Raw genomic sequence first — 14,686 nt, 5'->3', positions numbered from 1 at the left:
GCTCTCTAGACTGGAGACCGTGCCGGCCGAGCAGATCCATCTCGTGCGCCATGGCGAGGTGTTCAACCCCCAGGGCGTGCTCTACGGCCGACTCCCCGGGTACGGCCTCTCGAGCCTCGGGCACGAGATGGCGCAGGCCGCCGCCGACGACCTCGTCGCTCGCTCGCGGCCCGTCGGCGCGCTGATCTCGTCGCCGCTCCAGCGCACGCAGCAGTCGTCGGAGCCGATCGCTCGGCTGTTCGGCCTCGAGGCGGCACTCGACGACCGCGTCATCGAGCCCGAGAACCGCTTCGAGGGCAAGCGCATGAGCGGACGCGACAGCGCGCTGCGCGACGTGCGCAACTGGGCGTTCCTCGTGAACCCGTGGGAACCCAGCTGGGGCGAGCCGTTCGGCTCGATCGCCCGTCGCATGCTGCACGCCATGGATGACGCCTGGAACTCGACCGAGGCCGGCGACGCCGTGATCGTGAGCCACCAGCTGCCCATCTGGATGGTGCACCGGCGCGTGGCCGGCAAGTCGCTCGCGCACGACCCGCGCCGCCGTCGCTGCGCCCTGTCGAGCATCACGACGTTCGAGCGCCGCGGCGCCGTCTTCGTCGAGGTGGACTACCGCGACCCGGCGGCGGGGCTCAACGTGCGCGCCACCGACGTGGGGGCGGTGTGATGGTCCCGGCATCGCGCGTGCGTACACGCCTGCGCCCACGACCCGCGGCGGCGATCGCGGCCCTCGTCGCGGCATCCGCCCTGCTGCTCACGGGGTGTGCGAGCGACCCGCTCGCCGACCAGTTCCGCGAGGGCAGCGGCAAGAACTACATCGCCGGCGACGGCACCATCTCGGAGTTCGCGGAGCCGCAGCGCGGCGAGCCGATCGAGTTCTCGGGCGACACCGTCGAGGGCGGCACGTTCGACTCCGCCGACACGCTCGGCGAGGTCACCGTGGTCAACTTCTGGTACGCCGGCTGCGCCCCCTGCCGCGTCGAGGCGCCGATCCTCGAGGAGGTGTCGCAGCAGTTCGGCGACGACGGCGTGAGCTTCGTCGGCGTGAACGTGCGCGACCAGGCAGGCACGGCGGCCTCGTTCGAGGAGACCTACGGCGTGACGTACCCGTCGATCCTCGACGTCGAGTCGGGCGCCGCGCAGCTCGCGTTCGCGGGGCCCGTGCCCGCCGCCGCCGTGCCGACCACGATCGTGCTCGACCAGGAGGGCCGAGTCGCCGCACGCGTGCTCGGCCAGCTCACCGACGCCTCGATCCTCGAGTCGATCATCGACGGCATCCTCGCCGAGCAGGCCTGAGGGCGGGCGACGGGCATCGTGGGCGGCATCGGCGAGATCGTGCTGAACGGCCAGTTGCTCGCCGCCGTCCCCATCGCGCTCGCCGCGGGCCTCGTCTCGTTCCTCTCCCCGTGCGTGCTGCCGCTCGTGCCGGGGTACCTGGGCTACCTCGGCGGGTTCACGGATGCCTCGGCCGAGGCGTCCGAGGAACGACGCAACCGCCGCCGACTCGTCCTCGGCGTGCTGCTGTTCATCGCCGGGTTCACGCTCGTGTTCGTCACCTTCAACCTGCTCGCGGGCGTCGCGGGCGCATGGTTCAAGGCGTACGGCGACCTCATCACGCGCGGCCTCGGCATCGTGCTCATCGTGATGGGCCTCGTGTTCATCGGCCAGTTCACGTTCCTGCAGCGCACGTTCAAGCCGTCGTGGCGTCCGGCCACGGGCCTCGCCGGCGCTCCGCTGCTCGGCATCGTGTTCGGGCTCGGCTGGACCCCGTGCATCGGACCGACCCTCGCCGTGGTGCTCACGCTCAGCGCCGACTCGGCGTCGGCCGGACGGGCGGTGCTGCTCGGGCTCGCGTACTGCATCGGCCTCGGCATCCCGTTCCTGCTCGTGGCGCTCGGCTTCGGGTGGGTCACGGGCTCGCTCGCGTTCTTCCGGCGGCACATCCGCACGATCAACCTCATCGGCGGCTCGTTGCTCATCGCGATCGGCCTGCTCATGGTGTCGGGCCTCTGGACCATCTGGATGTACGAACTGCAGGCGGTGATCACCGGCTTTGTCCCCGCGATCTGATCCCGACGCGCTCTCGCGCCCCGGGGACCACATCGACTCGCCCGAGCGCGAGCCCGACGCATCCGTCACCCAGCCCAAGCTGGGCTTCGTGGGCTGGCTGCGGTTCGGGTGGCGCCAGCTGACGAGCATGCGCACCGCGCTGCTGCTGTTGCTGCTGCTCGCGATCGCCGCGGTGCCGGGCTCGCTCGTGCCGCAGCGCTCGAGCGACCCGAACGGCGTCACGCAGTACTTCGCCGACAACCCCGACCTCGCGCCGGTGCTCGACGGCTTCCAGCTGTTCGACGTGTACACGTCGGCGTGGTTCTCGGCGGTGTACCTGCTGCTGTTCCTCTCGCTCATCGGATGCGTCATCCCGCGCACGAAGCACCACTTCGAGGCGCTCCGGGCCCGGCCGCCCCGCACGCCCGCGCGACTCTCCCGGCTGGCCGGGTACACCGAGCGCGCCTTGCCCGGCGCGGCGCGAAGCGACGCGGCGCAAGGCGAAAGGCGGCAGCAGGAGCCGAGCGACGCATCGCGTCGCTCGGCGTATCCGGCAGACCTTGAACCGCGAGTGGACGCGGCAATCGCCAAGGCAGCGGAGCAGCTCAAGCGGGCGGGCTACCGGGTCGAGCGCTACGACGTGCGCGGCGAGGCATCCGTCTCGGCCGAACGCGGCTACCTGCGCGAGACCGGCAACCTCGTGTTCCACACGGCGCTGGTCGGCGTGCTCGTGGCCGTGGGCATCGGCGGCGGGTTCGGGTTCTCGGGACAGCGCGTCGTGGTGGAGGGGCAGTCGTTCGTCAACACGCTCGCGGCCTACGACTCGTTCAACCCGGGCCGCTTCTTCGACGACACGACGCTCGACCCCTACCGGCTCTCGCTCGAGGAGCTCGACGCCGTGTACGAGACGCGCAACCAGGAGGCGATCGGCCAGCCCATCGACTTCACCGCGACGGTCTCGGTGCAGGCGCAGGGCAAGGAGTCGCAGCCGGGTGTCGTGAAGGTGAACGAGCCGCTGCGCGTGCACGGCACCGACGTCTACCTGCTCGGCAACGGATACGCGCCCACGATCACCGTGCGCGACCCCGACGGCGAGGTCGTGTTCACCGACGCGGTGCCGTTCCTGCCGCAGGACGCGAACCTCACCTCGATCGGCGTCGTGAAGGTGCCCGACGGCCTCGAGGAGCAGCTCGGCATGGTCGGGTTCTTCTACCCCACCCAGACGACGCTCGGCTCGGGCGCCTACACGTCGAGCTACCCCGACCTCGTCTTCCCGGTGCTCACGCTGAACGTGTACCAGGGCGACCTCGGCATCGACGGCGGCGAGCCGACCTCGGTGTACACGCTCGATCCGTCGAGCATGGAGCAGCTCACCGGCGGCTCGACGGGCGTCGAGTCGATCGAGCTCATGCCCGGCGAGACGGTCGACCTTCCGAACGGCCTCGGCTCGGTCACCTTCGAGGATGTGTCCGCCGGAGCAGGTGCCGATCCCGCCGCCGACGAGGGCGACTACTCGCAGAGCGTCAGCCGCTTCGCGAGCTTCGACATCCACGACGACCCCTCGCAGGGATGGGTGCTGGTGTTCGCCGTGCTCATCATCGCGGGCCTGCTGGTGTCGCTCTTCGTGCCGCGCCGCCGCATGTGGGTGAAGGCCGTGCAGCGCGACGGCGCGGTGGTGCTCGAGTACGCCGGCCTCGCCCGCGGCGAGGACCCGGGCCTCGAGGACGCGGTGGCGTCGTTCGCCGACCGGCACGCGGGCACGGCGACGGATGCCGCGGCGGCGACGCCCGCGCCCGAAGCCGCTCCGCCCGGCGAATCCGCCGATGACCGCCCGAATCCTTCGACGTAAGGTAGACCCGTGACGCTCGACGACATCTCCATCACCCTCGTGTACTCGGCGATGGCCGTGTACGCCATCGCGTTCGTCGCCTACGCCATCGACCTCGCGCGTCGCTCGGCCGTCGCGACCAGGGCGGCCGACGAGGCGAAGGCGGCTGCGGCGGCGGGTGTGGCGACGGCGGACTCGCCGGTCGCCGTCGGTGCGAGCGCGGGCGCGGGCGCCCCTGCGGGTGCGGTGGCGGCGGGCGGCCCGGGTGGATCGACGCCCACGTCGGCGAAGCCCGCCTCGGGCACGGTGCGTGGCGCGGCATCCGTCGCCTACGGCAAGTCGCCGGCGCTGCGCGTGGGCGTCGCGATGACCGTGATCGCCTGGGCGCTGCACCTCGCCGCCGACGTGACGCGCGGCCTCGCCGCGGGCCGCGTGCCGTGGGCCAACATGTACGAGTTCGCCCTCACGGGCACGCTCGTGATCACGTCGGTGTACCTGCTCGTGCTCGTCGTCTCGAAGCACGACCTGCGCTTCCTCGGCACCTTCGTCACGGGGCTGGTGCTGGTGCTGCTCGGCGTCGCCACGGTGAACTTCTACGTGGTCGTCGCGCCGCTGCCCCCGGCGCTCCAGTCGGCGTGGCTCGTGATCCACGTGTTCGTAGCGACCTCGGCGACGGGCTTCCTCGCGCTCGGGTTCGCGCTCTCGGTCGTGCAGCTGCTGCAGGCGCGGCGCGAGTCGCTCGTGGCCTCCGCGAAGGCCGTGAAGCAGAACTTCCTCGCGACCCTGCCCGACTCCGCGACGCTCGAGAACCTCGCCTATCGCGTCATCATCATCGGGTTCATCCTCTGGACCTTCACGCTCATGGCCGGCGCGATCTGGGCCGAGGCGGCTTGGGGCCGCTACTGGGGCTGGGACACCAAGGAGGTGTGGACCTTCATCATCTGGGTGGTCTACGCCGGCTACATCCACGCGCGGGCGACACGCGGCTGGCGCGGTTCGCGTTCGGCCTGGCTCGCCATCATCGGGTTCTCGACCGTGCTGTTCAACTTCACCGTGGTCAACTTGTTCTTCAAGGGGCTGCACGCCTACTCCGGACTCTGATCCACGGATGCCCCGGGGTGCCCGGTTGCAGGCTCGGCCCGGCCCGGGCATGCTCGCTCTATGAGCCGGGCCCTCCTCGAGCGTGATACGGAGCTCGACGAGCTCCGCGCCGCGGTGCAGGAGGCAGCGGCCGGGCGCGGCCGCGTCGTGCTGCTGCACGGCGAGGCGGGCATCGGCAAGACGAGCCTCGTGAACGCGCTGCGTGCCGAACCGCCCGATGGCGTCAGGGTGCTCGTCGGCTCGTGCGACGCCATGTCCACGCCGCGGACGCTCGGGCCGCTGCGCGACCTCGCTCCTGCGGTCGGACCGCGGCTGGGCGAGGCCCTGCGAGCGGGCGACCGCGAGGAGGTCTACGCCGCGCTCCGTGACGAGCTCTCCGATGCGCACGGCACCGTGCTCATCGTGGAGGACGTGCACTGGGCCGACGAGGCCACGCTCGACGTGCTCCGGTTCGTCGCGCGTCGGATCGCCGACCTGCCCGCGGCGCTCGTCCTCACCTACCGCGACGAGCTCGACCGCGACCATCCGCTGAGCCGCCTGCTCGGCGACCTCGGCCACGGCGACCGCGTCGACCGCATCGCGCTGCCCCACCTGTCGCCGGCGGCGGTCGGCGCGCTCACCGCCGACAGCGGGCTCGACCCCGCCCGGGTCTACCGGATGACCGAGGGGAACCCGTACTTCGTCAGCGAGCTCGTCGCGTCCGCCGACGAGGCGCGGGTGCCGCCGACGGTCGTCGACGCCGTGACCGGGCGCCTGCGCCGGCTCGATGCCGCGACGCAGGACCACGTCGAGCAGCTCGCCGTCGTGCCCTCGCTGGTCGATCGCGACCTGCTCGCCCGGCTCGTGCCGGGCTCGGAGGGCGCGCTCCGAGCCGCGGAGGAGGGCGGCCTGCTCGCGGTCACCCCCGACGGCGTCCGGTTCCGCCACGAGCTCACCCGTCGCGCGGTCGTCGATGCGCTGCCCACGTCGCGGCGCATCGAACTCGAGCGTCGCGCGCTCGCCGCGCTGGTGGCGTCGGGCGTCGCCGACCCGGCGCGGCTGGTGCATCACGCGCTGTCCGCGGGCGACACCGACGCCGTCGCGGAATGGGCACCGGCCGCGGCACGGGATGCCGCCGCCTCGGGCGCGCACCGCCAGGCGACGGCGCACTACCGGGCGGCGCTCGACCACGCCGACCGCTTCGAGCCGGCCGAGCGAGCCGATCTGTGGGAGGAGTTCGCGATCGAGTCGTACACGATCGGCGCGAGCGGTGACGCGATGGTCGCCGAGTCCGAGGCAATCGCGCTGCGTCGGCAGCTCGGCGATCCGCGCCGGCTCGGCGCGAGCCTGCGCTGGCTCTCGCGCTTCCAGTGGTTCGGCGGCCGTCGCGCCGACGCGGAGGCATCCGCTCGTGAGGCATCCGCAGTGCTGGCCGATGCCGGCGACCCGAGCCTGCTCGCGATGGCCCTGAGCAACGAGTCCCAGCTCGCCCTGCTCGCCCACGACTCGGCACGCGCCATGGAGCTCGCCGGCCGCGCGATCGCGATCGCTCGGGAAACAGGGGATCGCACGGTGCTCTCGCACGCCTTGAACAACCACGGCACCGCGCTCATGTTCCGGGCCGACGACGCCGGGATCGGCGAGCTCGTCGAGTCGGCCGAGGTCGCGTTGGCCGTCGACGACATGGAGGACGCGGCGCGCGCGTACGTGAATCTCGTGTGGGGGTTGCTCGACCAGTACCGGCTCGATCTCGCCGAGCAGCACCTCGCCCGTGCGATGGACCTCACCGAGCGGGCGGAGTTCATCGGCTTCGTCACCTATCAGCGGATGGAGCAGGGCCGGCTCGACCTCGCGCGAGCCCGCTGGGACGACGCGCTGGCCGTGGTGGAGGAGATCCCCGAGGCGCCCCATGCGCGGTGCGTCGCGCTGACCGTCGCGGGGACGGCGCAGCTGCGCCGTGGCGACGAGGACGCCGACGCGCTGCTGGAGGAGGCACGGCGCCTCGCCGACGAGCTCGGCGAACTCCAGCGTCGAGGACCGGTCGCCGCCGCCCGGGCCGAGGCCGCCCTGCTGCGCGGCGACCTCGCCGCCGCTCGCGAGATCGCCCGCCCGGAGTTCGACGAGGCCGACAGCCGGACCGCGAGCGCGCTCCGCGCCGAGCTGGCCTACCTGCTGCGCCGTGCGGGCGAGGACGTCGACGTGGCGGCGGACGACCCGCACCCGTTCGCCGTCCAGGCGCGCGGCGACTGGCGGGGCGCAGCCGATCTCTGGCACGAGGCCGGTGCGCCGTACCACGAGGCCGCGGCGCTCGCCGAGAGCCCCGACGAGGCCGACCTCCTCGACGCGCTCGCGATCCTCGACCGCCTCGGCGCCGGGCCGCTCGCGCGCCGGATCCGAGCGGACCTGCGGGGGCGCGGCGTGCGCAGCATCCCCCGCGGCCCGTCGAGCCTCACCCGTCGCAATCCCGAGGGGCTCACCGACCGCCAGGTCGGGGTGCTCGAACTGCTCGCCGAGGGCCTCACCAATTCCGAGATCGCCGACCGCCTCGTGGTGTCGGTGCGCACCGTCGACAGCCACGTGGCCGCGGTCCTCACGAAGCTCGGCGTGCAGAGTCGGCAGGATGCCGTTCGCGCGGCGCGCGAGCTCGGCCTGCTCTCGGCGTGACCCCGGGAGATCTCGGTAGTCGGCGCCGCCGATCTCGGTAGTGGTCGCCGATGATGCGGATCGCGCGTCGCGATGTGATGGTTCCACGGCCCGCGAACGGCGGACCGCCACGATCGACAGGGGATCATCATGAACACCGCACTCGTCGGCGCCGGGCACGTCACCGTCCGCCCGATCGGGCACTCGACGCTCCTCCAGCGCATCTCCCGCCGGGCGGGACTGGCGCTCGTGGCGTGGAGCCGCGGCGCCGAGCAGCGGCACAGCCGCGAGGAGCTCGCCGAACTGCACGAGCGCCGGCAGGAGGCCGAGCGGCTGCGCGAGGAGCGCTTCCGCAACGTGGCCATGGCGCGCATGATCTGACGCTACGGAGAGGTCCTCGTCAGTTCATGGTCCACGGTGCCATTCCAGTGCCTCGTGCCGTGCCAACCCGACCGGCAGCCTGCCGGCGAGAGGTCATCATCTGAAGATCTCCGCCACTTCGGCACTTCGGCACTTCGGCACTTCGGCACTTTGCCACTTCGGCACCTCGCTACTTCGCCACCGGATCGCCACGCAGGGGGTCAGCGGTCGATTGGCGGGCGGTCGGGTTCCGGGCGGTCGGATGCCGCGTGGTCGGGGTCGGTGGTCGGCGATCACTACCTTGCGACTGCCCGCCTCTCCGTCCCTGCGACCCTCCCCGCCTCAGCCGCACCGGCCCTCACCTCGCCACCTCTGCCGCACCCGCCACCCACTCGTGAGCCCGCGCCCGCCGCAACCGCTCGCCAACCCGTGCCTCACCTCGTGGTCCCCCGAACGAGGGCCAAGTGGTGAGAGCGTTTCCAACATTCGTCAGGTCACGAGCCCCATGATCATGCGGGACGTGCCGACGACCGTGGTTCCAGCACGGCTAAGTTGCAAGCGCTTGCATTAACTCCCGCTGCGCTGCTACGGTCGGCTCCAAGTCGGTGGCACGCGGTCGTGCCGGGAATCGGGAGTCAAGGATGACGCAACGGGCGCGCGCGCGCGGTTGGTTCGCTACAGCAATCACGGGCGCCCTCGCGGCATCCGCCATCGTCTTCGCACCGGGCCTCGCGGCCGCGGCCGAGGAACCCAGGACGTTCGCCCTGGTCGGCTCGCTGCAGTCGGAGCTCGGCTGCACCGATCTCGGCGCCAACGCGGGCGGTGACTGGGAGCCGGCGTGCGCCGCCACCGACCTCGCGCCCACCGACACGGCGGGCGTGTACTCGGCCGAGTTCACGATCCCGGCCGGCACCTACGAATACAAGGTCGCCGTGAACGACGGCTGGGCCGAGTCCTACGGCCTGAACGGCGGCGGTGACAACATCCCGCTGACCGTCGCGGGCGACACGCCCGTGCGCGTCGTGTTCGACGACACGCTGAAGCGCGTCGGCCTCGAGGCGACGGGCCTCCGTGGCGCCTACCAGGAGGCATCCGACGCCGCCCTCGTGGCCGACCCGGTGCGCCAGCCCGGCAGCGACGAGGTGTTCTACTTCGTGATGACCGATCGCTTCGAGAACGGCGACGCGTCGAACGACCAGGGCGGGCTCAGCGGCGACGCCCTCACCACCGGCTACGACCCCGCCCACAAGGGCTTCTACAACGGCGGCGACCTCGCCGGACTCCGATCGCAGCTCGACTACATCGACGGCCTCGGCACGACCGCGATCTGGCTGACCCCGAGCTTCAAGAACCGCCCGGTGCAGGGCGAGGGCGCGAACGCGTCCGCCGGTTACCACGGCTACTGGATCACGGACTTCACCCAGATCGACCCGCACCTCGGCACGAACGCCGAGCTCGAGGCGCTCATCGCCGAGGCGCACGCCAAGGGCATCAAGGTCTACTTCGACATCATCACGAACCACACGGCCGACGTCATCGACTACGCCGAGGGACAGCACTCCTACATCGACCAGGCAACCAGCCCCTACACGGATGCCTCGGGCACCGCGTTCGACCCGGGCGACTACGCCGACGGCAGCCAGCCCTTCCCCGCCCTCGACCCGGCCACGAGCTTCCCGTACACGCCGGTCGTGACGCCCGAGGACGCCGACCTCAAGGTCCCGGCCTGGCTCAACGACCCCTCGCTCTACCACAACCGCGGCGACTCCACGTGGGCGGGCGAGTCAGTGACGTTCGGCGACTTCGTCGGCCTCGACGACCTCATGACCGAGCACCCCACCGTCGTGAACGGCTTCGTCGACGTCTACCAGGACTGGATCGACCTCGGCATCGACGGCTTCCGCATCGACACGGCCAAGCACGTGAACTTCGAGTTCTGGGAGCAGTGGTCGACCGAGGTGCTCGACTACGCCCACGCATCCGGCAAGCCCGACTTCTTCATGTTCGGCGAGGTCTACGACGCCGACCCGCAGAAGCTCTCGCCCTACGTGCGCAAGACGGACATGAACTCCGTGCTCGACTTCACCTTCCAGTCGCAGGCCGTGAGCTTCGCGGCCGGCAACTCGGCGAAGAACCTCCAGTCCCTCTTCGCGGGCGACGACTACTACACGACGCCCGACTCCTCGGCCACGGCGCTGCCGACCTTCCTCGGCAACCACGACATGGGTCGCGTCGGCTACTTCCTGCAGTCGTCGGATGCCCCGCTGCAGCGTGACGAGCTCGCCCACGAGCTGCTCTTCCTCACGCGCGGCCAGCCCGTGGTCTATTACGGCGACGAACAGGGCTTCGCCGGCACGGGCGGCGACCAGAGCGCCCGCCAGACCCTCTTCCCGACGCAGGTGGCCGAGTACCGCGACCAGCCGCTCGTCACCGGCGACACGTTCGGCACCGGCGAGCACTTCGCGACGGATGTCCCGCTCTACGGGCACATCGCCGCGCTCGCCGGCCTGCGCGCGACCCACCCGGCGCTCGCGACCGGCGCCCAGGTCGAGCGCTACGTCGACAACGGCGCCGGCGTCTACGCGTTCTCCCGCGTCGACCGCACCGAGCGGGTCGAGTACCTCGTCGCGGCCAACAACTCGAACACCGCGAAGACGGTCGACGTGCCGACCCTCACGGAGGACGGCGCGTTCGAGGTGCTGTACGGCGACGCCGCGCCCGTCACGGCGAACGCCGACGGCGTGGCATCCGTCACCGTGCCGGCCCTCGCCACCGTGGTGCTGAAGGCCGACCGCACGGTGAGTGCGCCCGACGCGGCATCGGCCATCGCGGTCGCGACGCCCGCGGCCGGCGCCGGCGTCACCGGCATCGCCCCGGTCGCCGCCGACGTCGACGACGCCACCTGGCAGGAGACGAGCTTCGCGTGGCGCGTCGCCGGCTCCGACGAGTGGCACGCGCTCGGCACCGCCGAGGACACGAGCCCGCGCGTCTTCCACGACACGGCCGGCCTCGCGAACGGCACGCTCCTCGAGTACCGGGCGGTGTCGACGGATGCCGCCGGCCACCGCTCGGCGGCCAGCACCTACGCCTCGGTCGGCAACGCGGTGAACCTCGTCGAGGAGGAGGAGCCCGAGCAGCCGATCGACCTCGTGACGGTGCCCGGCAGCCACAACTCGGAGATGGGCTGCGCGGGGGATTGGGCCCCGGGCTGCGAGGCCGCGAAGCTCACGCTGCGTGCCGACGGCATCTACGCCGGCACGTTCGACCTTCCGGCCGACGACTACGAGTACAAGGTGGCGCTCAACGGCAACTGGGACGTGAACTATGGCGCGAACGGCGAGCAGAACGGCCCGAATGTCGGCTACACCCACGGGGGCGGACCGATCACCTTCTTCTGGAACCCCGAGACCAAGGTGGTCTCCTCGACCGCCGAAGGCCCCGTGGTGACCCTGCCCGGCAACTTCCAGTCGCAGATCGGATGCCCCGGCGACTGGCAGCCCGACTGCCTCGCCTCCCTCATGCAGGACGGCGACAAGGACGGCGTGTACACGTTCGCGACCGACGGGCTCGACGACGGATCGTACGAGGTGAAGGTCGCGCACAACCGCAGCTGGGACGAGAACTACGGCGTGGGCGGCGCGCCCGGCGGCGCGAACTACACGTTCGTGGCGACCGAGGGCAAGCTCGTCGAGTTCCGCTACACGCTCGCGACGCACGTGCTCGAGATCATCGTGACCGACCCGCCCCTCGCGGGCACGGGTGAATCGCGCGCGCACTGGCTGGGCGAGGACACCCTGGTGGTGCCGAAGACCTTCGCCGGCGCGGGCGATCCGAGCGGACTCACCTACACGCTCGAGCACTCGCCCGAGGCGACCCTGGCCGTCGCCGACGGCGAGGTCGTGGGCGGCGGCGAGTCGATCGAGCTCGAGTACGATCCGGCCGGCCTCACCGACGCGCAGGAGGAGAAGTTCCCGCACCTCGCCGACTCCGCGGTGCTCCGGCCCGTCGGGCTCGATCGCGACCGGGTGGCGGCGCTGCTCACCGAGCAGCTCCGAGTCGCACAGCGCCTCGACGGCGAGCTCACCGGCTTCACCGGCGTGCAGCTGCCGGGAGTGCTCGACGACCTCTACGCCGACGCACTCGCGTCGACGCCGCTCGGCGCGACCGTGACCGGCCTGGACTCGACGGTGCGCCTGTGGGCGCCCACCGCGCAGTCGGTTTCGCTGCAGGTGTGGGACTCCGGCGCGATCGGCGACCCCGCGGTCATCCCCGCGGAGTTCGACGCCACCGACGGCACGTGGAGCGTCGATGGCCCCTCGGTCGGCGACGAGTACCGCTGGTCGGTCGAGGTCTATGCGCCGACGACGGGCAAGGTCGAGGTCAACTCGGTCACCGACCCCTACTCCGTGGCCCTCACGACCAACTCGGCCCGCTCGGTCGTCGTGGACCTCGACGACGACTCGCTGCGTCCCGACCAGTGGGCCGAGACGCCCGCGCCGGTCGTCGACCGGCCGGTCGACCGCGCGATCTACGAGCTGCACGTGCGCGACTTCTCGATCACCGACGAGTCGGTGCCCGAGGCGGAGCGGGGCACCTACCGAGCGTTCACGCGCGACTCGGCCGGCACCGACCAGCTGCGCCAGCTCGCGGACGCCGGCATCAACACCGTGCACCTGCTGCCGACGTTCGACATCGCCACGATCGAGGAGCGCCGTGACCAGCAGGCGGTGCCCGCCTGCGACCTCGCGTCGTTCGGGCCCGCCTCCGCCGAGCAGCAGGCGTGCATCGACGGCATCCGCGACCTCGACGGCTTCAACTGGGGCTACGACCCGTTCCACTTCCAGGCGCCCGAGGGCTCCTACGCGGTCGACCCGAACGGCGGCGCGCGTGTGAGCGAGTTCCGGGAGATGGTGGGCGCCCTGCACGGCATGGGCCTGCAGGTCGTGCTCGACGAGGTGTACAACCACACCGCGGCATCCGGCCAGGGTGAGAAGTCGGTGCTCGACCGGATCGTGCCCGGCTACTACCAGCGACTGAACGCGGTGGGCAACGTCGAGACCTCGACCTGCTGCCAGAACGTCGCGACCGAGCACGAGGTGGCCGAGAAGCTGATGGTCGACTCCGTGGTGCTGTGGGCCAAGGAGTACAAGGTCGACGGCTTCCGGTTCGACCTCATGGGCCACCACTCGAAGCAGAACATGCTCGCCGTCCGTGCCGCGCTCGACGAGCTCACGCTCGAGGCCGACGGCGTCGACGGCAAGGCCGTGTACCTCTACGGCGAGGGCTGGAACTTCGGCGAGGTCGCAGGCAACGCGCGCTTCGAGCAGGCCACGCAGGGCCAGCTCGGCGGAACGGGCATCGGGTCGTTCAACGACCGGCTGCGCGACGGCGTGCATGGCGGCAGCCCGGTGGTCGGTGAGTCCCTCTTCGAGCAGGGCTTCGGCACCGGCCTGGCGGGCGACCCCAACGGCCGGCCCCTGGAGCGGACCGACATCCGCAACCTCGGTCAGCAGACCGACCTCGTGAAGCTCGGCCTCGCGGGCAACCTGCGCGACTTCGAGTTCACCGGCTACGACGGCGTGCTGAAGAGCGGCACCGAGGTCGACTACAACGGGTCGCCGGCCGGCTACGCCGACCAGCCCGACGAGGTGATCAACTACGTCGACGCGCACGACAACGAGACGCTGTTCGACCTCGGAGTGCTCAAGCTGCCGGTCGACCTGCCGATGGCCGACCGCGTGCGCATGAACACGCTGTCGCTCGCGACGGTGACGCTGTCGCAGTCGCCCTCGTTCTGGCACGCCGGCACCGAGCTCCTGCGGTCCAAGTCGCTCGACCGCAACAGCTACAACTCGGGCGACTGGTTCAACCGCATCGACTGGACCGGCCAGGAGTCGACCTTCGGGTCGGGCCTGCCGAGCGAGGCCGACAACGGCGACAACTGGGACGTGATGGGGCCGCTGCTCGCGAACCCCGCGCTCAAGCCGGGCGCTGCGGACATCGCGGCGGCCGAGGCATCCGCCCTCGACCTGCTGCGCGTGCGCGACGAGGTCGACCTGCTGCAGCTCGGCTCGGCCGAGCTGATCGACGAGAAGGTCTCCTTCCCGAACAGCGGGCCGGATGCCACGCCTGGCCTTATCGTGATGCAGGTCGACGACCTCGTCGGCGACGACGTCGACGCCGAGCTCGACGGTGCCCTGGTGGTGTTCAACGCCTCGCCCGAGGCGATCACCGAGCAGGTCGACGGGCTCGCCGGCCGGGAGTTCGCGCTCACCGACGCGCAGGCGAACGGCGCCGACGCGGTCGTGAGGACGACCGGCTGGGATGCCGCGACGGGCACGGTCACCGTGCCGGCCCGCTCGGTCGCCGTGCTCGTCGACGACCAGGAGCCCGCCGAGATCGGCACGTCGGTGACGGCGGTGCCGAACAAGGTCCTCGGCAAGGCGGGGTCGGCCGTGAAGGTCGGCGGTCACGTGGCCGCGGGCGACGGCACGGACGCGGTCGGCACGCTCACGATCCTCGACGGCGGCACCGCCATCGCCACGGCCCAGGTCGCCGCCGGCGATGCGGGACGCTTCGACGTGAAGCTGCCCAAGCTCGGCGCCGGGATGCACGTGCTGACCGTCGCGTTCGACGGGGCGGAGGGCTACGCCGATTCGCAGTCGGTGCCCATGGTGATCGTGCTCTGGTAGTGCACTGATTCAGGAGGGGCGTCGCGGCACCGTCGCG

8 protein-coding genes are annotated in these 14,686 nt (G+C 71.5%); all 8 read left to right on the top strand.

The features are described 5' to 3' along the window. Positions 1 to 19: 19 nt before the first annotated feature. The 8 genes from EV187_RS05485 (at position 20) to pulA (ending at position 14,649) form a co-directional block, all read left to right on the top strand. Positions 20 to 664, top strand: coding sequence for a histidine phosphatase family protein (locus EV187_RS05485; protein WP_130351948.1), 645 nt, complete (start codon positions 20 to 22; stop codon positions 662 to 664). A 17-nt stretch (positions 665 to 681) separates the two neighbouring features. Next, positions 682 to 1,293 (top strand): TlpA family protein disulfide reductase, encoded by a 612-nt coding sequence (locus EV187_RS05480; protein ID WP_341272748.1) that lies wholly within the window; start codon positions 682 to 684, stop codon positions 1,291 to 1,293. 18 nt (positions 1,294 to 1,311) lie between these two features. Further along, entirely contained in the window at positions 1,312 to 2,067 is a 756-nt protein-coding gene (locus EV187_RS05475; RefSeq protein WP_423190868.1) for a cytochrome c biogenesis CcdA family protein, read from the top strand. Next, entirely contained in the window at positions 2,051 to 3,895 is a 1,845-nt protein-coding gene (gene resB, locus EV187_RS05470; protein WP_130351946.1) for a cytochrome c biogenesis protein ResB, read from the top strand. Before EV187_RS05475 ends, resB begins: the two co-directional genes overlap by 17 nt. A gap of 51 nt (positions 3,896 to 3,946) precedes the next feature. After that, positions 3,947 to 4,975 carry a c-type cytochrome biogenesis protein CcsB gene (gene ccsB, locus EV187_RS05465; RefSeq protein ID WP_130352265.1) on the top strand — a complete coding sequence of 343 codons (1,029 nt, stop codon included), beginning with the start codon at positions 3,947 to 3,949 and terminating at the stop codon, positions 4,973 to 4,975. A 60-nt stretch (positions 4,976 to 5,035) separates the two neighbouring features. Then, complete coding sequence (locus EV187_RS05460; RefSeq protein ID WP_130351945.1) at positions 5,036 to 7,618, top strand: ATP-binding protein; 2,583 nt, start codon at positions 5,036 to 5,038, stop codon at positions 7,616 to 7,618. A gap of 129 nt (positions 7,619 to 7,747) precedes the next feature. Further along, complete coding sequence (locus EV187_RS05455) at positions 7,748 to 7,978, top strand: hypothetical protein (RefSeq protein WP_130351944.1); 231 nt, start codon at positions 7,748 to 7,750, stop codon at positions 7,976 to 7,978. A gap of 620 nt (positions 7,979 to 8,598) precedes the next feature. Continuing rightward, positions 8,599 to 14,649 (top strand): pullulanase-type alpha-1,6-glucosidase, encoded by a 6,051-nt coding sequence (pulA, locus tag EV187_RS05445; RefSeq protein WP_130351943.1) that lies wholly within the window; start codon positions 8,599 to 8,601, stop codon positions 14,647 to 14,649. Positions 14,650 to 14,686: the final 37 nt, after the last annotated feature.

The sequence above is a fragment of the Agromyces ramosus genome, assembly GCF_004216665.1.
In the GTDB taxonomy this organism is placed as follows: domain Bacteria; phylum Actinomycetota; class Actinomycetes; order Actinomycetales; family Microbacteriaceae; genus Agromyces; species Agromyces ramosus.
Note: the sequence above shows the minus strand (reverse complement) of the source record. Positions and strands in the feature narration are given on the sequence as shown.

Coding starts and splice junctions, on each gene's coding strand:
- ccsB (WP_130352265.1), top strand. CDS start 3,947: ATGGCCGTGTACGCCATCGCGTTCGTCGCCTACGCCATCGACCTCGCG.
- EV187_RS05460 (WP_130351945.1), top strand. CDS start 5,036: ATGAGCCGGGCCCTCCTCGAGCGTGATACGGAGCTCGACGAGCTCCGC.
- EV187_RS05455 (WP_130351944.1), top strand. CDS start 7,748: ATGAACACCGCACTCGTCGGCGCCGGGCACGTCACCGTCCGCCCGATC.
- pulA (WP_130351943.1), top strand. CDS start 8,599: ATGACGCAACGGGCGCGCGCGCGCGGTTGGTTCGCTACAGCAATCACG.